Annotated in this window: 23 protein-coding genes; 11 read left to right on the top strand and 12 right to left on the bottom strand. The window is 72.9% G+C overall.

Annotated features, from left to right (window positions below):
* Positions 1–74 precede the first annotated feature (74 nt).
* Complete coding sequence (sepH, locus tag JQN83_RS04090; RefSeq protein WP_208565627.1) at positions 75–1,160, top strand: septation protein SepH; 1,086 nt, start codon at positions 75–77, stop codon at positions 1,158–1,160.
* 61 nt (positions 1,161–1,221) lie between these two features.
* Positions 1,222–2,208 (top strand): aldo/keto reductase, encoded by a 987-nt coding sequence (locus tag JQN83_RS04085; RefSeq protein WP_208565626.1) that lies wholly within the window; start codon positions 1,222–1,224, stop codon positions 2,206–2,208.
* Positions 2,209–2,328: 120 nt separating this feature from the next.
* On the opposite strand, the gene thpR is transcribed toward JQN83_RS04085, so the two are convergent.
* The 5 genes from thpR to JQN83_RS04060 form a co-directional block, all read right to left on the bottom strand.
* Positions 2,329–2,916, bottom strand: coding sequence for an RNA 2',3'-cyclic phosphodiesterase (thpR, locus tag JQN83_RS04080; protein WP_208565625.1), 588 nt, complete (start codon positions 2,914–2,916; stop codon positions 2,329–2,331).
* Complete coding sequence (locus JQN83_RS04075; RefSeq protein WP_208565624.1) at positions 2,913–3,428, bottom strand: hypothetical protein; 516 nt, start codon at positions 3,426–3,428, stop codon at positions 2,913–2,915. The genes thpR and JQN83_RS04075 overlap by 4 nt, the downstream gene beginning before the upstream one ends.
* Before the next feature lie 79 nt (positions 3,429–3,507).
* Positions 3,508–4,812 (bottom strand): MFS transporter, encoded by a 1,305-nt coding sequence (locus tag JQN83_RS04070; RefSeq protein ID WP_208565623.1) that lies wholly within the window; start codon positions 4,810–4,812, stop codon positions 3,508–3,510.
* 66 nt (positions 4,813–4,878) lie between these two features.
* Positions 4,879–5,328 carry a MarR family winged helix-turn-helix transcriptional regulator gene (locus tag JQN83_RS04065; RefSeq protein ID WP_208565622.1) on the bottom strand — a complete coding sequence of 150 codons (450 nt, stop codon included), beginning with the start codon at positions 5,326–5,328 and terminating at the stop codon, positions 4,879–4,881.
* Positions 5,329–5,453: 125 nt separating this feature from the next.
* Positions 5,454–6,932 (bottom strand): NCS2 family permease, encoded by a 1,479-nt coding sequence (locus JQN83_RS04060; RefSeq protein WP_208565621.1) that lies wholly within the window; start codon positions 6,930–6,932, stop codon positions 5,454–5,456.
* An 89-nt stretch (positions 6,933–7,021) separates the two neighbouring features.
* Here JQN83_RS04060 and JQN83_RS04055 point away from each other — a divergent pair, with 89 nt between their 5' ends.
* Positions 7,022–7,279 (top strand): DUF2530 domain-containing protein, encoded by a 258-nt coding sequence (locus JQN83_RS04055; RefSeq protein WP_208565620.1) that lies wholly within the window; start codon positions 7,022–7,024, stop codon positions 7,277–7,279.
* A 91-nt stretch (positions 7,280–7,370) separates the two neighbouring features.
* On the opposite strand, the gene JQN83_RS04050 is transcribed toward JQN83_RS04055, so the two are convergent.
* A complete protein-coding gene (locus JQN83_RS04050; RefSeq protein WP_208565619.1) occupies positions 7,371–8,192 on the bottom strand; it encodes a DUF3027 domain-containing protein in 822 nt (273 codons plus the stop codon).
* Positions 8,193–8,278: 86 nt separating this feature from the next.
* Here JQN83_RS04050 and JQN83_RS04045 point away from each other — a divergent pair, with 86 nt between their 5' ends.
* Together JQN83_RS04045 and JQN83_RS04040 are read left to right on the top strand one after the other, a co-directional pair.
* Positions 8,279–10,021: an MFS transporter gene (locus JQN83_RS04045; RefSeq protein ID WP_208565618.1), complete on the top strand. Its 1,743-nt coding sequence runs from the start codon at positions 8,279–8,281 to the stop codon at positions 10,019–10,021.
* Positions 10,018–10,668 (top strand): futalosine hydrolase, encoded by a 651-nt coding sequence (locus JQN83_RS04040; protein ID WP_208565617.1) that lies wholly within the window; start codon positions 10,018–10,020, stop codon positions 10,666–10,668. Before JQN83_RS04045 ends, JQN83_RS04040 begins: the two co-directional genes overlap by 4 nt.
* Here the strand turns inward: JQN83_RS04040 and JQN83_RS04035 are convergent.
* The gene (locus tag JQN83_RS04035; RefSeq protein ID WP_208565616.1) at positions 10,631–11,638 is read right to left on the bottom strand and encodes a GNAT family N-acetyltransferase; all 1,008 of its coding nucleotides are present in this window, start codon (positions 11,636–11,638) and stop codon (positions 10,631–10,633) included. The two genes, JQN83_RS04040 and JQN83_RS04035, sit on opposite strands and share 38 nt — an antisense overlap.
* Positions 11,639–12,594: 956 nt before the next feature.
* Between JQN83_RS04035 and JQN83_RS04030 the strand changes: the two genes are divergently transcribed.
* Positions 12,595–13,599 (top strand): 1,4-dihydroxy-6-naphtoate synthase, encoded by a 1,005-nt coding sequence (locus JQN83_RS04030; protein ID WP_208565615.1) that lies wholly within the window; start codon positions 12,595–12,597, stop codon positions 13,597–13,599.
* On the opposite strand, the gene JQN83_RS04025 is transcribed toward JQN83_RS04030, so the two are convergent.
* Complete coding sequence (locus tag JQN83_RS04025; protein ID WP_204925856.1) at positions 13,560–13,946, bottom strand: cold-shock protein; 387 nt, start codon at positions 13,944–13,946, stop codon at positions 13,560–13,562. The genes JQN83_RS04030 and JQN83_RS04025 overlap by 40 nt on opposite strands.
* A 29-nt stretch (positions 13,947–13,975) precedes the next feature.
* Positions 13,976–14,599 carry an HAD family hydrolase gene (locus JQN83_RS04020; protein WP_208565614.1) on the bottom strand — a complete coding sequence of 208 codons (624 nt, stop codon included), beginning with the start codon at positions 14,597–14,599 and terminating at the stop codon, positions 13,976–13,978.
* Positions 14,600–14,683: 84 nt separating this feature from the next.
* Between JQN83_RS04020 and JQN83_RS04015 the strand changes: the two genes are divergently transcribed.
* Complete coding sequence (locus JQN83_RS04015) at positions 14,684–17,146, top strand: helicase-associated domain-containing protein (RefSeq protein WP_208565613.1); 2,463 nt, start codon at positions 14,684–14,686, stop codon at positions 17,144–17,146.
* Between the two features lie 86 nt (positions 17,147–17,232).
* On the opposite strand, the gene JQN83_RS04010 is transcribed toward JQN83_RS04015, so the two are convergent.
* Together JQN83_RS04010 and JQN83_RS04005 are read right to left on the bottom strand one after the other, a co-directional pair.
* On the bottom strand, positions 17,233–17,484 hold the full coding sequence (locus JQN83_RS04010; protein WP_208565612.1) for a fatty acid desaturase family protein: 252 nt from the start codon (positions 17,482–17,484) through the stop codon (positions 17,233–17,235).
* 190 nt (positions 17,485–17,674) lie between these two features.
* A complete protein-coding gene (locus tag JQN83_RS04005) occupies positions 17,675–18,562 on the bottom strand; it encodes a L,D-transpeptidase family protein (protein WP_208565611.1) in 888 nt (295 codons plus the stop codon).
* Positions 18,563–18,734: 172 nt separating this feature from the next.
* Between JQN83_RS04005 and JQN83_RS04000 the strand changes: the two genes are divergently transcribed.
* Complete coding sequence (locus tag JQN83_RS04000; RefSeq protein WP_208565610.1) at positions 18,735–20,414, top strand: DNA repair helicase XPB; 1,680 nt, start codon at positions 18,735–18,737, stop codon at positions 20,412–20,414.
* 299 nt (positions 20,415–20,713) lie between these two features.
* Entirely contained in the window at positions 20,714–21,010 is a 297-nt protein-coding gene (locus JQN83_RS03995; protein WP_208565609.1) for a hypothetical protein, read from the top strand.
* Between the two features lie 300 nt (positions 21,011–21,310).
* Here the strand turns inward: JQN83_RS03995 and JQN83_RS03990 are convergent, their stop codons facing one another.
* Positions 21,311–21,520 (bottom strand): winged helix-turn-helix domain-containing protein, encoded by a 210-nt coding sequence (locus JQN83_RS03990; RefSeq protein WP_208565608.1) that lies wholly within the window; start codon positions 21,518–21,520, stop codon positions 21,311–21,313.
* A 604-nt stretch (positions 21,521–22,124) separates the two neighbouring features.
* Here JQN83_RS03990 and JQN83_RS34300 point away from each other — a divergent pair.
* Both JQN83_RS34300 and JQN83_RS03980 read left to right on the top strand, forming a co-directional pair.
* Positions 22,125–22,463 carry a DivIVA domain-containing protein gene (locus JQN83_RS34300; protein WP_372443970.1) on the top strand — a complete coding sequence of 113 codons (339 nt, stop codon included), beginning with the start codon at positions 22,125–22,127 and terminating at the stop codon, positions 22,461–22,463.
* Complete coding sequence (locus JQN83_RS03980) at positions 22,460–22,726, top strand: hypothetical protein (protein ID WP_208565607.1); 267 nt, start codon at positions 22,460–22,462, stop codon at positions 22,724–22,726. Before JQN83_RS34300 ends, JQN83_RS03980 begins: the two co-directional genes overlap by 4 nt.
* The last annotated feature ends 88 nt before the right edge of the window (positions 22,727–22,814 follow it).

Raw genomic sequence — 22,814 nt, 5'->3', positions numbered from 1 at the left:
GTACGGTGGTGCGAGGACGCCCGGGTGGCCGGCTCGTGGCGTGACGGCCAGCGAAGCGGGACGGAGGCTACGCCATGCGCCCAGTACGCTTCGTCGCCCTCTCCGAGGACGGCCAGGCGCTGGTGCTCGCCGACGAGGTCGGGCGTCTGCTCGCCCTCCCCATCGACGAACGCATCGCGACCGTGCTGCACGCCGAGCCCGGTGCGCCGCCGCTCACCGTGGTCCCCACCGGGGTCGACCCGACCCCGTCACTGTCCCCCCGGGACATCCAGGCCCGCATCCGTTCGGGCGAGTCCGCCGAGGACGTCGCCCGGATCGCCGGTGTGCCCGTCGACCGGGTGCTGCGCTACGCCGGCCCGGTGCTCCAGGAGCGGGCCATGCTCGCCCAGCACGCCCGGCGTACCCGGCTCAAGGGTGCCGAGAAGGCGACCCCGCTGGCCGAGGTGGTCAACGGTCGGCTGGCCCAGCACGGCATCGACACCGAGAAGATCTCCTGGGACGCCTTCCGGCGGGACGACGGCACCTGGCGGATCATCGCCACCTGGCCGTCCGGCAAGGCCACCGCGCAGGCCGTCTGGGATCTCGACAAGCTCCGGCAGAACGTCACCCCGCACGACGACATGGCGCAGTACCTGTGCGCCGAGCGTCCCACGCCGATCCTCGGCCAGGAGCCGGCACCGGAACGGGGCGGCCACGCGCTGCCCGGCCCGTCGCGGGGCGAGCCGAGTCGGGGCGGACACGGCCTGCCGGCCGCCAGCGAGCAGGCCCGTCCGGGCCGGGACCCGATCCGGGCCGGGCGGGACGCCCTGCTCGCGTCGCTGGACCGTCCGCTCGGTGGCACCTCGGGGCGGGGTCTCGACCCGCGTTCCCCGGCCGCGCTGGCCGGTTCCGATGCGCCCCGTCAGCGGGCCGTCGGCGGTGGTGCCGCCGCACTGCTCGGCGGTGGGCAGGGTTCCGCCTTCGACGACGACTCGGACGCGCCCAAGGAGGTCCCGGCCGTGCCGTCGCTTGCCGTGCTCCGGCCGCGCCGCACGGGCACGGCTGCGGCGGCCGCTGCGGGCGGCGAGTCGACGGACGCCTCGGGCAAGCCGCGTAAGCGCCTGCCCAGCTGGGACGACGTCCTGTTCGGCACCGGCCCGGCGGCCCGCGAGTCCTCCTGATCGCAGTGGGCCACTCTGGCATCGCGAGGCACTCGAGGTCCGCGCGTGTCAGGGTGGTCCCATGGAGTACACGAATCTGGGACGTACCGGTCTGTCGGTGAGCCGGCTCTGCCTCGGCACGATGAACTTCGGGCCGCAGACCTCCGAGCCGGACAGCTTCGCCATCATGGACCGGGCGCTCGAACACGGCATCAACTTCTTCGACACCGCCAACGTCTACGGCTGGCAGACCGGTGAGGGGATCACCGAGCAGATCATCGGTCGTTGGTTCGCCCAGGGCGGGGGCCGGCGGGACAAGGTCGTCCTGGCCACCAAGGTCTTCGGCAAGATGGGCGAGTGGCCCAACGACCAGGGCCTGAGCGCCCGGCACATCGTCCGGGCCTGTGAGGACTCGCTGCGCCGGCTCCAGACCGACGTGATCGACCTCTACCAGATGCACCACGTCTCGCGGAGCACCCCGTGGGAGGAGATCTGGCAGGCGATGGAGACCCTGGTCGCCCAGGGCAAGGTGATCTACGTCGGGTCGTCCAACTTCGCCGGTTGGCACATCGCCCAGGCGCAGGCCGCCGCCGGGAAGCGCAACTTCCTCGGCCTGGTCGCCGAGCAGTCCATCTACAACCTGCTCACCCGGCACGTCGAGCTGGAGGTGATCCCGGCCGCGCAGCACTACGGGCTGGGGGTCATCCCGTGGTCGCCGCTGCACGGGGGGCTGCTCTCCGGGGTGCTGCGCAAGATGGCCGAGGGCGGGGCCGCGCGGGGCACCGCCGGCCGGGCCGCCGACGGGCTCGCCGCGCACCGGCCGGCCATCGAGGCGTACGAGAAGTTCTGCGCCGAACGGGGTGACGACCCGGCCGACGTGGCGTTGGCCTGGTTGCTTTCCCGGCCCGGGGTGACCGCCCCGATCATCGGCCCGCGCACCGTCGCCCAGCTCGACAACACCCTGGGCGCGCTGACGGTGGAGATCGACGAGGCGACGGAACAGCGGCTCGACGAGTTGTTCCCGCCGGTCGGCAACGGCGGCCCCGGCCCGGAGGCCTGGGCCTGGTGACCGGTCCCCCGACGGGGGCCGAGTAGCGGCACCCGAGCGCCTCGGACACCGCCACTGCACCCCCCTTCGCGCCGCCGTCACGGAACCGTCGCCCGCCGGGCCCGGCCCCGATCGTCATGATCAGCAGGGTGCGGGGCGGAGCGGCCAGGTGGCGAGGGGGGTGTGGTGGGGGCCGGGGCGGCTGTGCACCAGCACCAGCTCATCGGCCGGCCACCACGGACCGAGGTGGGCGTCGAGGGCGAGCCGGTCGGCATCCACCTCGGACGGGTCGAGCCGGTCACCGGGCCGCGCCACCGTCAGGTGTGGACGGAACGGCTTCCCGTCGTACGGCAGGCCGGCCCGGTCCAGCTCGGCCCGGATCAGCCCGGCCAGCGTCCGCAGCGCGGTCACCTCGCCCCGCACGTCCACCCACAGCACGGTGGTCCGGCCCTGCCCGAACAGGCCCCCGCCGCCCAGCCGTAACCGGGGTGGGTGCGTCCAGCCGGCGCGGGCGGCTTCGGCGGCCGTGCCGAGGGCACCTGCCACCTCGGGCAGCCGGCCGGGCTCGACCTCACCGAGGAAGGCCAGCGTGACGTGCAGGTGTGCCGGCTGCGCCAGGCGTACGTCGAGGCCGGCGGCACCGGCTGTGCCGACCCGCAGCCGGGACACCCGGGCGGTGAGGTCGGCGACGGCGGATGGTGGCGGGTGGACCGCGACGAAGAGTCTCACGCCCGCCGGTCACGGGGGCGGCGGTCGGCGGGGGTGGTCGGCAGCGTGAGCCCCGCCGCGGCCAGCACGCCCTCGACCCGGACCCGTTCGATCTCCCGGTCGACCCCGGTCAGCTCGGCCAGGTGCTCGGGGATCTCCAACGCCCGGCAGGCGGCGCGGAGCCGGTCGTCGTACGCCTCGATGACCGAGCTGTGCCAGACCACCGAGCGACCGCCGGCGGCGAGCCGGTGCCGGCCCAGGCGGCGCAGGTCGGCGGCGAGGAGTTCGAGGGGGCGGCGGTCGGCCCGGTCCAGCTCGGTCAGGTCGATGTCGCGGGTGGCCGGGTCGGCGGCGAGGGCCCGGTCGAGGCGGGCGATGGTGCGGCGTTCCCGGCGGCGTTCCCGCCACTCGGCCCAGCCGCAGGCCACCCGGTCGGCGATCTCGTCGAGGCAGAAGAGCAGGGCGAAGGCCACCGGCAGGCAGGCCACGGCGAGGATAGCCAGTATCAGCGTCAGCGCGCTCCCGCCTGCCACACCTCGACGCTAGGGCCCGGCGGGGCCGCGCGCCACCGCTTTGTTGCTATCTGCACGCTCTGCGTGTCCGCCCCACCGCTCACCGCCCGCTGGGGGTGAGCAGGTGGGGGCGGGACACCACGTAGAAGCGGGGCAGCGGCAGGACCCGGAAGCGCAGCCGGGCCCCGGAGCGCCGCAGTTGCCAGGTGAGCGCGAGCAGGGCGGTGGCCAGCGAGATGAGTCCACCCATCCAGATGCTCGCGCCGGCGCCGAAGGTCTCGGCGACCCAGCCGATGATCGGTGCGCCGACCGGGTTGGTGCCGAGGAACACCAGCACCCACAGCGCCATCACCCGGCCCCGGAAGGCCGCATCGGTGCCGAGCTGCACCCGCTGGTTGGCCGCCTGGGCGAAGAAGACCATGAAGAAGCCGGTCGGCATGAGCAGGGTCACCACCAGCCAGTACGCCGGGGCGAGGCCGACCAGGGTGCCGAAGACCGCGCAGCCGACGGCCGCACCGAGCACCAGCCATACCGACGGGCGGCTGCGCCGTCCGGTGCCGGCGAGCGCCCCGACCAGCGCGCCGACCGCCAGCGCGGTGCTGAACAGGCCGAACGAGGCGGCCCCGGTGTGGAAGACCGTCTTGGCCAGTGCGGCGAGGGTGAGCTGGAAGTTGAACAGCGACATCCCGATCACCGACATGACCACCATGGGCAGCAGCAGGTCGGGGCGTTGCCGGACGTAGCGCAACCCGTCGATGATCTTGGCGGAGTCGCGTTCGCCGATCGGGAGCAGGTCCTTGCGGTACAGCTCGGCCGGGCGCATCCGGACCACGTTGGCCAGCGGCGCGACGGAGCTGACGGCGGTGAACAGGAAGACCGGGCCGACGTCGAACGCGGCGATGGCCAGGCCGGCGACGGCGGGGCCAATGATCCGGGCCGAGTTGAACACCGCCGCGTTGAGGGAGAGCGCGTTGGGCAGCAGGGTGGTGCCGACGAGTTCGCTGACGAACGCCTGCCGGACCGGGGTCTCCACCGCGTTGGCGGTGCCGAGCAGGGCGGCGAACGCGAAGACGTGCCACAGCTCGACCAGGCCGGTGAGCACCAGCAGGCTCATCCCCAGCGCCAGCACCGTCCAGAAGGCGTTGGCGACGAAGAGCAGCATCCGCTTGTCGTAGCGGTCGGCGAGCCGGCCGGAGAGCAGGGTGAGCAGCAGCACCGGGGTGAACTGCAGGGCGGTCACCACGCCGAGCGCGGTGGCGGAGTTGTCCGAAAGCTCAAGGACGAGCCAGTCCTGGGCGATGAACATCATCCAGACGCCGATCAGTTTGACCAGCTGTCCGGTGGCGAAGAGTCGGTAGTTGCGGACTCGTAGGGACTGGAACATCGTGCTCAGCTTCGCCTGCACTCTTGGTGCGCCTCCTCGGGTCGCGTACGCGTCATCGACGGCGGACGGCGCGGACCCGGTGGGGCGTCAGGCGCGGGCGAGCTGCTGGAGGATCTCGGCGGCCCGCCGTAGCGTGTCGCGTTCGTCCTCCGCGAGCGCGGCCAGCCGGCTGGCCAGCCACTCGTCGCGGGCCCGCTCGAACTGGTCGAGCACGGCCCGGCCCGACTCGGTGGCCGCCAGGATGACCTGCCGGCCGTCGGTCGGGTGGGGGGTGCGCTGCACCAGGCCACGCTCCTCCAGCTTCGCGACGATCTTGCTCATCGTCGGTGGCTGGACCCGTTCGACGTCGGCCAGCTCCCGGGGCGTCAGCGCGCCCGCCAGCCGGAGGCTGGTGAGCGCGGAGAGCTGGGTGACCGTCAGGTCGCCGACCGGGCGGGCCTGCCGGACCCGCCGGTTGAGTCGGGTGATCGCATCACGCAGCTGGGGTGCCAGCTGCGCCGGTGGCACGCGGTTTGCCGTCACCGTCCGCTCCGTCACAGTCGTTAGCCTAACTAATGAGCCTGGCTAACGACATCCGATATGACCATGCTCACGAGGGGAATACCGCCGCTGCGGGCCGGGCAACCTGACGGGTCGCCCGGCCCCGGGACCGACGGGTGGCGCTACGCCAGCGCGGACTCGATCGGCCCGCGCAGGAAGTACAGCACGAACAGCACCGCCACCGCGTAGAGCAGCGGATGGATCTCCCGCGCCTTCCCCTTCGCCAGCTTGAGCAGCACGTAGCTGATGATGCCCGCGCCGATGCCGTTGGAGATCGAATAGGTGAAGGGCATCAGGGTGATGGTGAGGAACGCCGGGATGGCGATCTCGTAGTCGGTCCAGTCGATGGTCCGCACCGCGGTCATCATCAGGAAGCCGACCACCACCAGCGCCGTCGAGGCCGCCTCGAACGGGATCACCGTGGACAGCGGCGACAGGAACATCGCCAGCAGGAACAGACCACCGGCGACCAGGTTGGCCACCCCGGTCCGGGCACCCTCCGCGACCCCCGAGGCACTCTCGATGTACGACGTGTTGCTGGAGACGCTCGCCGCGCCACCCGCCGCCGCGGCGATCGAGTCGACCAGCAGGATCTCCTTCGCCCGGGGCGGGGTGCCCTGCTCGTCGAGCATGTCCCCCTCCTGGCCGATCGCGACCATCGTGCCCATCGTGTCGAAGAAGTCCGTGATCAACAGGGTGAAGACGAACATCAACGGGATCAACCAGCCGGCCCGGCTCCACGAGCCCAGCACGTTGAAGTTGCCCAGCAGCGACAGGTCGGGGATGTCCACGATCCGCTCGGGCAGCTTCGGCACGTTCAACGACCAGCCGTGCGGGTTGGGCTTGCCGTCGACGAAGGACGGCCCCACCTTGGCGACCGCCTCCACGATGATCGCCAGCGCGGTCGAGGCCAGGATGCCGATCAGGATCGCGCCGCGCACCCGCCGCACCACCAGCACCAGCGTCACCAGCAGGCCGACCACGAAGACCAGCATCGGCCAGCTGACGATCTTGCCGTTGATGCCGAGCCCCACCGGCACGGTGGTGTTCGCCGCGTCCGGCACCCGCCTGACGAAACCGGCGTCGACCAGCCCGATGATGGTCAGGAACAGCCCGATGCCCACCCCGATCGCGGTCTTGAGCTGCGTCGGGACCGAACGGAACACCGCCGTACGCAGGCCGGTGAGCACGAGGATCGCGATGAGCACACCCTCGATCACCACCAGCCCCATCGCGTCCGCCCAGGTCATCTGCGGGGCGATCTCGAACGCGACGAGCGCGTTCACCCCCAGACCGGCGGCCAGCGCCATCGGGAACCGCCCGACGACCCCCATCAGGATCGTCATCAGGCCGGCCACCAGCGCGGTCGCCGCGGCCAGGGCGGGAATCGACAGTTTCTTGCCGTCACCGTCGGCGGCTCCGCCCAGGATCAGCGGGTTCAGCACCACGATGTACGCCATCGTGAAGAAGGTCGCCAGACCACCCCGTACCTCACGGCTCATCGTCGAGCCGCGGGCGGAGATCTCGAAGAAACGGTCGAAACCGTTCCGGGGGTGGGCGGGATCAGAGGGAATGCCGTTGTCCGGCGGCGCTATGGCCATCAGGTCCTCGCAGGTGATCTACCGTTGTCGCGCGCATCGTCCCAGATCAGCGGCGGGCCGGGAAGATGCTTCGCGGTACGCTTGCGCCCGTGCCGCAGGAGCAACCACCACGACCCGAGCCACTCGACCCGCCGATGGTCCCGTTCGCGGTGGCCGGGTTGATCGCCTGGGCGGTGGTGGGCCTGCTGATGCTGGTCTTCTTCCGTGGCTGGCTCACCGAACACGGCCACCAGGACTGGCTCTGGACCTGCCTGGCCGGGTTCCTGTGGGGCTTTCCCGGTCTGGCCACGATGATGCGGCACGACGCCCACCGTCGCCGCCGTCGGGCATCCGCCAGGCAGGACTGACCCGCCCCGCACACCGGGCGTCCGGGGCGTCACGCCCACGCCGAGCCCACCGGCCGGCGGACCGGCCCCGCAGTCAGGACCGGCCGGACGGCTACACCGGCTCGGACTCCTCCGCCGGGTCGGATGCCCCGTCCACCGTCATCGACTCGACCGCGCTGTCGTCGTACACCGTCGGCAGCTCGTCGACCGCCGGCTCGGCGGTCTCCACCAGGGTCTCCGAGTGCGCGCCGCAGCCGTGCTCGGCGCTGACCACCCGGCCGTCGTCGGGGGCGTAGAAGTTGCCGCAGGCCCCGAACGCCTGCCGCAGCGCACCGGCCAGCGGCAGATAGAAGCCACAGGTGCCACAGCGGGCCGAGGCGGGGGCGGCGGTGGAGATCGGGGCGGACGGGCCGTGGTCGCCGTCGTACCAGCGCTGGGCCGCCTCGGCCCGGCCCTCGCGGGACAGCACCCGGGGCCGGCCGAGACCCAACTCCCAGGAGGTCTCCTCGACCGCCGGGTCGTCGGAGAGCAGGTAGCCGGGGGCGAGCCGGTCGTCGTCCGACGGGGTGAGGAGCAGGTCACCCGGGCCGAGGTCACCCGGCTGGAGGCGTTCCTGCCACGGCAGCCAACCGGGCGCGAGCAACGCGTCCGAGCCGGGCAGCAGCACCGTCTCACAGACGGTGACCTGCCGGCTGCGGGGGACCCTGGTGACGGTCACCGCCCAGCGCCAACCCCGGTAACCACCGAGCAGGCATTCGAAATAATGGGTGACCACCCGGTCACCTTCGGCGACGGCCCGCAGGTGGTCGCCGATGTCGGCGGGCTCCACCTCGGTGATCGCGTCGCGGGCCACCTCGACGGCGGCGGCGCAGACCTGGTCGAGGCGGGCGGCACGAGCGGGAGCGGGCCTGGTCACCCGACCATTGTTCCCCATGCGCGACACGCGCCGACAGGCACTCCCCGAGTGAGTCTTCCCCCGTGGTGCGGCACAGCTGGATCAGATGGGCGAGGATGGTGCACATGCCGCTGTTCTCCCGCTCCGGGCGGTCCGTACTGGGACGGACCGTCGGCACCGGCATCCGCGCCACCCGCCTGCTGCTGCGCGGCTCGGTCAACGGCGGACGCTGGATGACCCGACGGGCCGGTTCGGCCCGCGCGAAGGGTGCCGGCGGAGAGACCGGCATGGTCCGCCTGTTCGACCTGCACGCCGTCTCCTGCGCCGGGGACACGTTGATCGCCATCGGCCTGGCCGGGACCATCTTCTTCGACGTCCCGCTCGGTGAGGCACGCAGCAAGGTGGCGCTCTACCTGCTGGTCACGATGGTGCCGTTCGCGATGCTGGCACCCGTGGTCGGCCCCCTGCTCGACCACTTCCGGCACGGCCGGCGGTACGCGCTGGCCACCACCATGCTCGGCCGGGCCTTCCTGGCCTGGCTGATCTCGGACTACATCGGCAGCCTCGGGCTCTATCCCGCCGCGTTCGGGGTGCTGGCGCTGTCTCGGGCGTACGGCGTGGCCCGGTCCGCCGCCGTGCCCCGGTTGCTGCCGGAGGGGCTCGGGTTGTCCCAGGTGGGGGCGCGGGCCAGCGTCTACGGCACGGTGGCCGGGGCGTTGGTGGCCCCGCTGGGGTTGGCGGCGTTCTGGTTCGGGCCGCAGTGGCCGCTCCGGGTCGCCTCGGTGATCTTCCTGGTCGGCATGGTGATCGCGTTGCGGTTGCCGCCCCGGGCGGACTCCGAGCCACCGGAGCGGGTGCCCCGACCGCTGCGGGCGCTGCGCCGCAAGGGGGACCGTCCGTTGGGCCGGGGGCGGCCGGCGGGTCGACTGGTGATCGCCACCCTGATCGGCGCCGCAGGGGTCCGCGCGCTCTACGGTTTCCTGCTGCTCTTCCTGGCGTTCGCGCTCAAGAAGGGGGACCTGACCAACGACCTCTTCGGCCGCCGGCTCAGCGACCAGGCGGCGCTGGGCATCATCGGCGGGGCGCTGGCGATCGGCGGCTTCCTGGCCACCGCGGTCGGCACCCGGCTGCGGATCCACCGACCGGCGGCGATCCAGTCCAGCACGATGATCATCGTGGCCGGGGTGGGCATCCTGACCGTGCTGAAGTTCTCCCTGCCGATGGTGGCACTGTTCTGCCTGGTCGCAGCCCTGTCCAGCGGGATCGCCAAGCTCGCCGTCGACGCCTCGATCCAGGAACGCATTCCCGAACGGCTACGGGCCAGCTCCTTCGCCCACTCCGAGACCGCCCTGATGCTCGCCTTCGTCGCCGGTGGTGGGCTCGGCCTCGTACCGTTCGAGGGCCGCATCGGCATCGCGGTCGCCGCCGGGGTGGGCGTCCTCGCCGCTGCGCGGGGAATCGTCGTCGCGGGCCGGCTGCGCGCCGAGCGGCTGCTGGGCCGACCGTTGACCGACGAGGAGTTGGCCGCCCAGGACCGGGCCGACGCCACTGCCGCGCGGGCGACCGACCCGGCTTCCGGGGTGACCGACCCGCCCGGTCCTGCCGCCGGCTCCACCGATGCCGCTGCCGGTCGTTCCGCCGGCTCGCGGGTAGATCTGGCCGCCGACCGCCCGGCCGACAGCGCCGACGACGAGGCGACCGAGGCGGCGGCCCGGGCCGCACCGACCTCACCGGCTCCGAGCGGGGCGGCCGGACGGCACGACGACGGGTTGGCCCCGCCGGGCTACCACATCTACCGGCCGTCCTCGGCGGTCCCGGGCAGCGGTGTCGACGACCAGCCACGGCAGTCGCCGGGGTCGGTGTCGTGACGGGTCTGCTGGTGTTGACCGCCGTACCGGCCGAGGCGGAGGCCGTCCGGGCGGGGCTGGCCGACCCGACGGTGACGGTCCGGGCGATCGGCGTGGGACCGGCCGTGGCCGGCGCCGCCACGGCCCGCCTGCTGGCTCTGGCCGAGGCTGCCGGTCGTCCGTACCGGGCGGTGGTCAGCGCGGGGATCGCCGGGGGCTTCGCCGACCGGGCCCCGGTCGGCGCAACGGTGCTCGCCTCCCGCAGCGTCGCCGCGGACCTCGGGGCCGAATCCCCGACCGGCTTCATCCCCGTCGACGAGTTGGGGATGCCCCCGGAACTGCTCGGTGGCGGCCCCACCATCGACACCGACCCGGCGCTGCTGGGCGCGCTACGCGCCGCCCTCCCGGCGGCCGTCGTCGGGGCGGTGCTCACGGTCAGCACGGTCACCGGCACCGCCACGAGCACCACCGCCCTGGCCGACCGGCACCCCGACGCGGTGGCCGAGGCCATGGAGGGGTACGCGGTGGCGGTCGCCGCCGCGCAGGCCGGCCTCCCCTTCGTCGAGCTGCGTACCGTCTCGAATCCGATCGGTCCCCGGGACCGCGACGGCTGGCGGATGCGCGAGGCGTTCACCGCCCTGACCCAGGCTGCCCGCGCGCTGGGCTGACCGGGCGTCGCAGGGACATGGCGAGCGGGCGTCCGGCGGCCACCCGGAAACCGCAGGACGCCAGGAAACGGGTGCCGAAGTGCTCCTCGACCACCGTGCGGACCAGACCGATACCCACCTCCTCCATCCGCTGTGTCATGGCGGCCACCAACCGGCCACCGATGCCGATCCGACGGTGCCCGGCCGCGACCAACACCCCGTCGAGCACCAGTTCGCGCGGCCAGTCCAGGTCGTCGCCGTAGACCAACTGTGGATCACACTCGTGGGCGCGCAACTCCCCCAGCAGGCTGCCGTCAGGCAGTTCGGCCACGAACCGCCAGGCCGTCGTGGGCCGTCCGTCACCGACCACCCAGCGGATGGTGGCGTCACGCCGGACCCGCTCCGCCGCCCGACGCCGGTCCCGGTACCCCCGGTTCCGTTCGTACGCCGCCGGCGGCAGCCGCAGCGGCCACTGTGCGGGCGGCAGGTTGTACCACTCCGCCCACCAGGCACCCGGCCAGTCCTTCGGCTCGTGCACCGGCCAGACGTCGAGATGGGCCGGATAACGTCGCCCGGCGGTGTCCCGTAGGTCGTCGTGCGGCACCGGCGGCAGCGAACAGGTCACCCCGGCGGTCGGCGCCTGGACGGTCGACGTGGCGGTGATCGGGGGCGGGCCGTCGGTCGGGGGCGGGGCGTCCGTCGGGGGCGGGGCTGCGGTCGGGGGCGGGGCTGCGGTCGGGGGCGGGGCTGCGGTCGGCGCGGGAGGTGAGGTGGTGGGCAGTGAGATCGTCAGGGTGCCACCGACGACCCGCACCAGTCGCTCGACCGTGTGGAACCGTGGATCGGCCGCACTGCCGGACTCGATCCGGGCGATGGTCGCCTGGGGCACCCCCGAACGCCGGGCCAGCTCCCGCTGGCTCAGGTCGGCCTCCCGGCGCAGCGCCCGCACCGTCCGGCCCAGATCGGCCGGCAGGGCCTCCTCCGTCGTCACACCACCATGCTCCCGGTGCTACGCCTCGGCTTCAACAACCTCATCTCCGACTGTGGACAACCCTGTGGAAAACCGGTGGAGCTGGGGACAAGGTAGTGAGGTCGCGTCCTTTGGAGCTGATGACGTAAGCGATTCACGGATTGGTCCGATCCAGGCATACCGACCAAAGAAGTCGGTGACGGATAGGTCTTGAAAGACAGATAAGTCTTGAATGATAGATAAGTCTTGAAAGACGGATGGGTCTTGAAACCAGTGAGGGAGTCCCGGGCCGCTTCCGGCTCATGCCCGGGTCGTCAGCCCGCCATGGTCTCGACAACGGTGTCCGGCCGGGTGGCACGGCCCCGGGCATACCGAGAAAAGGTCAAACCACCACGCCTCGGCCAGGGTGGGTACGCGTCACCTCCGCGCCCGGCGCTCCGCCCCACGCTGATCCCGCTACCACTCCGCCCCACCCTCACCCCGCCACCGCCCTACCCCACGCTGACCCTGCCACCGCCCCGCCCCACGCTGACCCCGCTGCCGCTCGGCCCGCGCTGACTCGATGACGTCATCAGCTCGAAAGGGCACACACGTAGTACTCGTCGCCCCGCCCCGGGCTGAGCCGGGCTGGGCCGGGCCGGGCTGGGCCGGGCCGGGTGGGATCACGAGCCGGACGCAGGTCCTCCCGAGCGGGTGAGACCCGCCGGGCCAGAACGGGCCCGCCGGCCAGGACAACCCGGGCAGAACGGCCCACCGGTCAGAACGGGCCCGCCGCCCGGCCAGAACGGCCCGCCGGCCACAACGGCCCACCGGCCACAACGGCCCGCCGGCCGGTCAGAACGGCCCGCCGGCCACAACGGCCCACCGGCCGGTCAGAACGGCCCGCCGGTCAGAACGGCCCCCGCCGGGGGCGGGCGGGGTGGGCGTCACATCGGGGGATGGCGGGGCGAATGCCGCAGCGGCGCTACCGTGGGGGCGTGGCGCTCTCCCTGGCGATCTCCCCCTGCCCCAACGACACCTTCGTCTTCGACGCGCTGGTGCACGGCCGGGTGCCGGGTGCGCCGCCGGTGGAGGTGACCTTCGCCGACGTCGACGTCACCAACACCGCCGCCGAACGGGGGGCCTTCGACCTGGTGAAGGTCAGCTACGCGGCGCTCCCGTGGCTGCTCGACGACTACCACCTGCTGCCCTGCGGCGGTGCGCTCGGCCGGGGCTGCGGCCCCCTCGTACTCACCCGGGGCACCGAAGCTCAGGACGCCACCACCGACAGCACCACCATCGCAGGCGGGGCCACCACCGACGCCAGCACGGCAACCGGGCCCACCGGACCGGCAACCGGGCCCGCCGGACCGGCAACGGGGGCGGCCGGACCGGCAACGGGGCCGGCCAGCGCAGCCGGCGGGGCGGGGCGGGCGGACCGGGTCGACCTGAGCGGGGCCACGGTGGCGGTGCCGGGTGACCGGACCACCGCGTACCTGCTGTTCCGGCTCTGGTCGGCGGGACAGCCACCGGCCCGGATCGAGATCGTGCCGTTCCACGAGATCATGCCGGGCGTGGCGGCGGGCCGCTACGACGCCGGCCTGGTGATCCACGAGGCCCGGTTCACCTACCACCGGCACGGGTTGACCGCGCTGGTGGACCTGGGTGAGTGGTGGGAGGCCGACACCGGCCTACCCATCCCGCTCGGGGCGATCCTGGCCCGCAAGGGCACGGTCGACCCGGTGGCCGCCGCCGGCTGGATCCGGGAGTCGGTACGCCAGGCGTGGGCCGACCCGTCGGCCAGCCGGGGGTACGTGCTCGCGCACGCGCAGGAGATGGAGCCCGACGTGGTGGACCGGCACATCGGCCTCTACGTCAACGAGTTCACCGCCGACCTGGGGGACGCGGGGTTCGCCGCCGTGGAGGCGCTGCTGGGCCGGGCCGCCGACGCCGGGCTGGTGCCTCAGACCTCCAACTCGCTGGCCACCGCGTGGACCAGCTGAGCGATCTTCTGCGCGGTCTTGCGGTCGGGGAAGCGGCCCCGGCGCAGGTCCGGCTGCACCTTCGCCTCCAGCACCTTGATCATGTCCTCGACCAGACCGTGCAACTCCTCGGCCGGCCGGCGGCGCAGCTCCGCCATCGACGGCGGGGCGTCCAGCAGCTTGACCCCCATCGCCTGGGCGCCACGCCGGCTGTCCACCACGCTGAAGTCGACCCGTTGACCACCCTTGAGGTCGGTGACACCCGCCGGCAGCGCGCCCTTCGGCAGGAACACGTCGCCACCCTCGTCGCTGGTGACGAACCCGTATCCCTTGGCCGCGTCATACCACTTCACTCGACCCGTCGGCACCTTGGAAACCCCTGCTTCACTCGATACGACTACTGCTCCAAGGCTAGCCCGATGATCCGGTCGAGCGCCGCCGGGAATCCGGTGAGGTCGTCGAGGACCAGCTGCGCCCCGGCGGCCCGCAGGTCGTCCGCCGGGCACGGGCCGGTCGCCACCGCCACTCCCGGGATACCGGCCGCCCCGGCCGCCACCATGTCCGCAACGTGGTCACCGACGTAGAGCGCGGCACCGTGCTCCCGCAACGACGTCGCCTTCTGCTCGGCGAACAGGTCCCCGGCCAACTCGTCGACCGCCAGCCCTAGGTGGTCCAGGTGCAGCCGGGCCAACCGGCCGATCTTCGAGGTGACGACCATCACCCGGCCGCCGTGTGCGTGCACCGCGTCGACCGCCTCCCGGGCACCGGGCATCGGCACCGACGGGGCGATCGCGTACGCCGGGTACAGCTCCCGGTAGAGGACCACCGCCTCCTCGATCCGCTCGGCCGGGAACCAGTGGGCGAGTTCGGTGCGCAGCGGCGGACCGAGCCGGGAGACCGCCAGTTCGGCGTCGACCGGCACACCGGTGCGGGCGGTGAGCGCCCGGTAGGCGGCGGCGATGCCGGGGCGGGAGTCGATCAGGGTCATGTCGAGGTCGAACCCGACCATCAGCGCGGACATTCTGCGAAGGTACCCGGACAGGTCAGTCCGAGCCGGACGTCCGGGGGGCGCAATCGCCCGCCTGCGGGCTAGCGTGGAACGACGATGACCACCTCACTCGCCGACCAGTTGCGCGCGCTGCCCGACGAGGCGCTCGCCGCGCTGCTCCAGCTGCGCCCCGACCTCGTCGTACCGGTGCCGGCCGACGTCTCCGCGCTCGCCCTGCGGGCCGAGTCGCGGGTGTCGGTCGCCCGCGCGCTCGACGGGCTGGACCAGTTCACCCTCCAGATCCTCGACGCCGCCCGGCTCACCCGGCACCCCTCGGACGGCACCAGCTCCACCGAGGCGGTGCTCGCCATGGCCACCGCCGGGCCGCACCCGCCCGCCCCGACCACCGTCCGCAGTGCGCTCGACCGGCTCCGCGCCCGGTTCCTGCTGTACGGCCCGGAGCAGACGCTGCGGGTCGCCGGCAGCGTGGACGAGCTCGCCCCGTACCCGGCGGGGCTGGGGCGACCGGCCGACGAGCTGGACCCGCGGGCGGCGGCGCTGTGTGCGGACGCCGCGAAGCTGCGCCGGACGCTGCTCGCCGCGCCCCCGTCGGCGCGGGCGATCCTGGACCGGCTCGCCGCCGGCCCGCCCGTCGGCAGCGTGCCGCCGGGCTCACTCCAGGCCCCGGCGCTCGGCGCGGAGGGCGACCTGCCGCCCGACCCCACCAACGGCGGTGCCCCGACCGGGTCGCCGGTGCGTTGGCTGGTCGAGGCGCGGCTGCTGGTGGCGGTCTCCGCCGGGACGGTCGAGCTGCCCCGCGAGGTGGGGTTGCTGCTGCGCCGCGACACCGGCCCGCTCGGGCCGCTGCGGACCAGCCCGCCCCCGGTCGACGCACCACCCCGCGAACCGAAGGCCGCCGACTCCGCCGGGGTCGGGCAGACCATGGAGGTGGTACGGCACACCGAGGCGCTGCTGGAGGAGTTGACCGGCGAGCCGGCCCCGGTGCTGCGCTCCGGCGGGGTCGGGGTCCGCGACCTGCGCCGGCTGGCCCGTGCGGTGGCCCTGGACGAGTCGACGACCGCGCTCCTGGTCGAGGTGGCGTACGCGGCCGGTCTCCTCGGTGAGCTGGACCTGCCCGCCGCCGCCAGCCGCTACGGGGGCGAGCAGCAGGTGCTGCCCACCGGGGCGTACGAGGTGTGGCGGGCGATGTCGCTGGCCCACCGCTGGGAGCAGTTGGCCCGGGGTTGGTTGACGATGAGCCGGCAGGCCGGCCTGGTGGGGCAGCGCGACGACCGGGACCGGCCGATCAGTGTGCTCTCCGCCGAGGCGGAACGGGCCGGTGCGCCGGCCGCCCGCCGGGCGGTGCTCGGGGTGCTGGCCGACCTGGAACCGGGTACCGCCCCCACCGTCGATGAGGTGCTGGCGCTGCTCGACTGGCGGGCACCCCGGCGCAGCAGGGGCCGGGAGGCCGCACACCGGGAGGTGCTGACCGAGGCGGCGCGGCTCGGGGTGACCGGCCTCGGTGCGCTCACTTCATACGGGCGGCTGCTGCTCGCGAGCGTCACGGAGCCCGACGAGCGGGGCGGGGACGACCCGCTGGGGTTGCGCACCGACACCGAGAGCGGTGACCCCTCGGGCACGGTGCGGGCGTTGGACGCCCTGCTCCCCGCCCCGGTCGACCATTTCCTGGTGCAGGCCGACCTGAGCGTGGTGGTGCCCGGCCCACCGGACCCGACGTTGGCCGGTGAGCTGGAGGCGGTGACCGAGCCGGAGTCGGCGGGTGGGGCCAGCGTGCACCGGGTCACCACGGCCAGTGTCCGGCGGGCCCTGGACGCCGGTTACACCGCCGACGACCTGCACGAACTGTTCCGCCGCCGGTCGCGTACCCCGATCCCGCAGGGGTTGACCTACCTGGTGGACGACGTGGCCCGGCAGCACGGCGGGTTGCGGGTCGGCTCCGCCGGTGGGTACGTGCGCAGTGACGACGAGGCACTGCTGGCGGAGGTGCTGGCCGACCGGCGGTTGACGCCGTTGGCGTTCCGCCGGCTGGCCCCGACGGTGCTGTGCACGTCCTACCAGGTGGGGCGGATGCTGACCGCACTGCGTGACGCCGGGTACGCCCCGGTGCCGGAGGACGCCAGCGGCATGATGGTGCTGGCCCGGCCCCGGGTCCGGCGGGCCCCGGCCCGGGTGCTGACCGGCCGGGCGGTGGACCCGCTGGCCACGCCCCGGTTGGCGTTGCCCCGGCTGCTCGGTGTGGTGGAGCAGATCCGGCGGGGTGAGGCGGCGGCGCGGGCGGCCCGGCGGGCCCCGGCGGTGGTCCGTGGCGGGGCGGCCCGGGCTGCGGCCGGTCCGCTACCCGCGCACGGTCACGCCGAGGCCCTGGCGGTGCTCCAGCAGGCGGTCCGGGACAAGGCGCTGGTCTGGGTCGGTTACGTCGACGCGCACGGGGCGACGCTGTCCCGGCTGCTGCGGCCGGTGTCGATCGGCGCGGGTTACCTGCGTGCCGAGGACGAGCGGACCGAGATGCTGCACACCTTCGCCCTGCACCGGATCACCGCGGCGGTGCGGGAGGACTGACCGGCACCCCGGCGCCCCCGTCACCCGTGGTCGACGGCGGCGTGCGGGCGGTGCGGCGTGACCGGCGTGGCGGTCACTGCCGACGCTCAGCGGCGGCTGCGGCGTACGGTGCCGACGACGGAGACGATGAGCAGCAGGGCGAAGCCGGTGCCGGCGGCCTCACCGACCGAGTCGATGAAGCCCTGCCGTTGCACCAGCCAGCCGAAGAGGAACCAGCCGACGACGGCGATCCCGGCGACGGCGTACCCGACCATGGTGGCCGTGGAGACCTCGTCGGTCGGTGTCACCCGGTCGCCGTTCGACGCGTCCTCGGCGATCATCTCGTGATCGACGGTCATCCCAGCCCTCCCACCCCGTCCGGCCCCTGACTTCCAGGGTGGCACCCGGTTGCCAGGACGGACAGGGGGAAATACCCCCGATCCGGCCCCTATGGACAACTACCGAGGTGCCGGAGGCGAGACGGGCTGCGGCGGCACGGGTCAGGGCCGGCGCGGCGGCGTTACCGGGCAGGGGCTCAGGCGGTGCGGGTCAGGTGCCGGGGCGGCGGCCGACCAGGACCACCCGGGAGCCCACCTTGCCCAGCTCCCACCAGCGCACCGCGTCGGTGTGCAGCAGGTTGACGCAGCCGTGCGAGCCGATGCCCGCGTTGTGCAGGTAGGTGGTGGTCTCGTGGAAGCCGATCCCGCCGTTGAAGCGCTGCCAGTAGGGCAGCCACACCTCGTACGGGTTGGACCACTCCTTGAGGTTGCGCAGGTTCACCTTGTAGGTGCCGGCGGGGGTGGCGTACCCGGCCATCCCGGTTCGGGTGACGGTGGGCTTGGCGACCACCTTGCCGTCGCGCATCACCCAGGTGGTCTGCCGGGTCAGGTCCACGCAGAAGGTGGTGCCGGAGCCGGCGGAGCAACGCTTGACGTCGGTGGTGGCGAGTCGCTTCGCCACGTCGAGCGTCAACGGGCCGGCGCGACCCTCGGCGGGGCGGATGTCGTACCGCTGCTGGAACTTCTTGATCGCGGCGCAGTCGGCGTCGGTCTGCCGACCGTCCACGGTGAGCGTGCCGAACCCGCCCAGCCGGGCCAGGTACGTCTCCACCTCACGCTGGTGCTCGCCCACCTGGCAGCGGGTCTGGTTGGACTTCTGCGGGACACGCGGGCGACGCCCGGTCGACGCCTTCGGGGTCTTGGTGGCGCGGACCTTCGGCTGCGGCTGCTCCCGGTGCCGGGGCTTCGTGTCGGACCCGGTCAGCTGGTCGGGCAGGGAGCCGGCGCCCGCCCCCGTTACCTGTTCCGCACTGCCGACCGGGGCGAGCCCTCCTCCAGTGCCACCCGGGTCGGCCTGCGGCACGGACGCACACCCACCGGCGCCGACCAGCATGACCGTGGCCAGGGCGACGACCCGGGCTCTGTGGCGGACCTGCATCGTGTGCCTCCCCGGTTCAGTCGTCCCACTGGTAGACGTGTGTCCCCCGGGAAACGTTGCACCCATTGCGAAGATTTTCTGGCAGTCTCCCACCCCCGTGCAACACTGGATGGTCGACCTGCGGCGGGATTCGCCGCCGGTCGGGGGAATCCGGCCGAGGAGGGGACCTGGCGTGAGCGGTGGACCACTGATCGTGCAGTCCGACAAGACGCTGCTGCTGGAGATCGACCACCCGGACGCGCAGTCCTGCCGGATGGCGATCGCGCCCTTCGCCGAGTTGGAGCGTTCCCCGGAGCACGTGCACACCTACCGGCTCACCCCGCTGGGCCTGTGGAACGCCCGCGCCGCCGGCCACGACGCCGAGGCGGTGGTCGACGCGCTGCTGAAATACTCCCGCTATCCGGTGCCGCACGCCCTGCTGGTGGACGTGGCCGACACCATGGACCGGTACGGCCGGCTCCAGCTCGCCAACGACCCGGCGTACGGGCTGGTGCTGCGGGGGCTGGACCGGATGGTGCTGATCGAGGTCGCCAAGAGCAAGAAGCTCGCCGGGATGCTCGGTGACAAGATCGACGACGACACGATCCGGGTGCACCCGTCCGAGCGGGGTCGACTCAAGCAGGCGCTGCTCAAGCTGGGTTGGCCGGCGGAGGACCTGGCCGGGTACGTCGACGGTGAGGCGCACCCGATCGAGCTGGCCGAGGCCGGCAAGGACGGCGGTAAGCCGTGGACGCTGCGGTCGTACCAGCGTGAGGCGGTGGAGGCGTTCTGGGCCGGCGGGTCGGGGGTGGTGGTGCTGCCCTGCGGGGCGGGCAAGACCATGGTCGGTGCGGCGGCGATGGCCGAGGCGAAGGCGACCACGCTGATCCTGGTCACCAACACGGTCGCGGGCCGGCAGTGGAAGCGGGAGCTGATCGCCCGCACCTCACTCACCGAGGAGGAGATCGGGGAGTACTCGGGCGAGCGCAAGGAGATCCGGCCGGTCACCATCGCCACGTACCAGGTGCTCACCTCGCGGCGCGGCGGCGCGTTCACCCACCTGGAGCTGTTCGGGGCCCGCGACTGGGGTCTGGTCGTCTATGACGAGGTGCACCTGCTGCCCGCGCCGATCTTCCGGTTCACCGCGGACCTGCAGGCCCGCCGCCGGCTGGGTCTGACCGCGACCCTGGTCCGCGAGGACGGCCGGGAGGGTGACGTGTTCAGCCTGATCGGCCCCAAGCGGTACGACGCGCCGTGGAAGGACATCGAGTCGCAGGGCTGGATCGCCCCGGCCGAGTGCACCGAGGTCCGGGTCACCCTGACCGACGCGGAGCGGATGTCGTACGCGACGGCGGAGGCCGAGGAGCGTTACCGGATGGCGGCGACCGCCCGCACGAAGCTGCCGGTGGTCCGCGCCCTCGTGCAGCGGCACCCCGACGACCAGGTGTTGGTGATCGGGGCGTACATCGACCAGTTGCACCAGCTCGGGGAGTACCTGGACGCACCGATCATCCAGGGTTCCACCACCAACAAGGAGCGGGAACGGCTGTTCGACGCGTTCCGCTCGGGTGAGCTGCGCACGCTCGTCATCTCCAAGGTGGGCAACTTCTCCATCGACCTGCCGGAGGCGGCGGTGGCGATCCAGGTGTCCGGCACGTTCGGCTCCCGGCAGGAGGAGGCGCAGCGGTTGGGCCGGGTGCTCCGGCCGAAGGCCGACGGCCGGCAGGCGCACTTCTACACGGTGGTCTCCCGGGACACCATCGACACCGAGTACGCCGCCCACCGGCAGCGCTTCCTCGCCGAGCAGGGGTACGCGTACACCATCGTGGACGCCGACGACGTCCTCGGCCCGCCCCTGCCCACGGTCGACTGACCTGCGCGGTGGGGTCGGTCGCGCCGGGCGTGCCCCACGCGCAGGGCGGCTGCGGCCGGGCCGGGATGCGCTGGTCCCCTCGCGCGCCCTGGCCCGTTGCGTCGATCCCCTCGCCCTGCGTGCGGCGGGGGGTGGGTTGTCCCTCGCGCGTCCTTTAGAGCTGATGACGTCAGCGATTCAGCCCGGCATTTCCTCGGCTCGCCCAGCCGGGGTCGTCCCGCCCGACAGGCGGTCGTCTCCCCCGGCGGGTACGGTGTCCACAGTCGACAGTGGACACCGGCACGTCGAAGGGAATCCGAGTGAAGCGCCGAATTCTGCACGTCCTGACGATCGCGGTCGTCGCCGTCCCGGGCACCGCCGTGGCCGCCTCGCCGGCCTCGGCCAGCGACGCGCCCGGCTTCCTCTGCAACCTCACCCAGAACACCTGGCTGCGCACGGCACCGCACGGCCAGGTGCTGCGCACCCTGACCGCCGGTCGCGGCTTCCGCTGGCACGGCCAGGGCTCGTCCGAGGACAACGACACCTGGATCTACGGCCACGGCGCCGAGGACCCGTCCCTGGACGGCTGGGTCCCGGCCGGCAACACCACCTGCTGACCAGACCGCCGAGCAACCTCCATGATCGTCTCAGGGGAGGCGGTGTAGCCGGTATCGAAGCGAATCCGATGCCGCCACATCGCCTCCCCTGAGTCGACCCCGGGACAGAGGTCGGCCCAGGTCGTCCGACCCTCCCCGGTCGCCGGAACGTGCTCGCCCCTCGGCGGCCCCGTCGCGCTTCAGGCCGCCGTTCAGCACTGAGCCGACCCCGGGACAGAGGTCGGCCCAGGTCGTCCGACCCTCCCCGGTCGCCGGAACGTGCTCGCCCCTCGGCGGCCCCGTCGCGCTTCACGCCGCCGTTCAGCGCTGGGTGGACTCCGCCACGAACACGCCACGCCCCGGCCGCCCCACCAGCACGCCCTGCTCCCGCAGCCGCGCCACCGCACGACTGATCGTGGACTGCGAGACGTCGTAGACATCCGCCAGGTCCCGCCCCGAGGGAAGCTGAGATCCAGGCGGATAGTGCCCGTCCTTGATCTTTCTCAGCAAGTCGTCGAGCAGTTCGTCCATGGTGGGCGGGATAGGCACGCTGGGCCCCTTGCAGTCGGTTGGCCCACTCAGTATCGATCAGCAGTTGCGGCAGGGGCAACGTATGTAGCAGCGGTGACATAGGTGGGCAGCTGACTCAGAGACATGCTTGACATAGGTGACTCGGTGGTCGTAGCGTCGCTGTCGGTGATGCGGTGCTGTTGCGGTCGGTTGGCACCTCTCGTACCTGCCTCGCATCGCCACCGAGACCCCACCCTCCGCGCTCCCCCGGCGCGGCACTGCCGCCTGCCCGGCGGGCGGCAGCAGGGGTGGTCCCCGCCGATGCAAGCGGCGGGGACCACCCTCCCCACGACCTGCGGCCTCTCCGAAGGGCGGTCATCTCGTGCGCCACCTGCTCCGCCGGCTCACCCGCCGGCACCACGCCCCACGACCACAGCAGCGGATCGACAGACCATCAACCCACCCGACGCAGGCCGCCCCGAACCGGACCGACCCAACACAGGCCCGTCAGCTGCCGAACGACGCCAAGACGGCCGCCGGAGTGCAGGCTCGCACGATCCAGGCCCGCACCACACAGACCGGCATGGTCACCAGCGCCCCGGCACCGCCCGACTCGACCCACCACATGATCAGATTGCCGAAATGGAGACGACACGCCGAGGAGAGTGCTTCTTATCGCAATCTGATCTTGACGCCCCTGACAGTTCCGCCCCCGGGCGGGTGGGGCGCTGAGCAGTCGGTGCGCCCGTCCCCGCTGCGCCCCTGGCAGATCCGCGAGCGCTGCTTCAACCTTCGTCGGCGTGGCGTCGACCCCGCCGAGATCCGCGCCTTCCTGCACCGGGTCGCCGACGAACTCACCCTCGCGCAGGCAGCCCTGGTCGCGGCGCAGGAGGAGAACGTACGCATCAGAAGGGCACTGCGCGCATGGCAGAGCGCCCAGTCGGCGAACCATCGATACCGATGACCGAGCGTTGGGTGATCCACCTGCCGGTCACCGCACCCGACCTGCTGCGCGCCCGGATCTTCGCCCGGACCGCAGCCCGGGTACTGGCCCGGCTCAGCGCCCGCGTCGAGCCCGGCGGGGTGACGGTGTCGGCCGAGGACCACCAGGACGTACACCACTGGGTCTTCTGCGACCGCCCCCTACCCGGCGGCACCCGCTGCGCCCTCCCCATCGACCACACCACACCCTGCACCCGCCGAACACGGCCGACCCAGCCCCGGTGATCAAGAGGTTTGCGTCAATCTGAAGATCAAAGTTGACGCAAACCTCTTGATCACCGGGGAGAACGGGGGCGGCGAGGGCGGCGAGGGC

Origin of the sequence: Micromonospora antibiotica (assembly GCF_017599305.1) — a bacterium.
GTDB lineage: Bacteria > Actinomycetota > Actinomycetes > Mycobacteriales > Micromonosporaceae > Micromonospora > Micromonospora antibiotica.
This window is presented reverse-complemented; position numbering and strand designations above follow the sequence as displayed.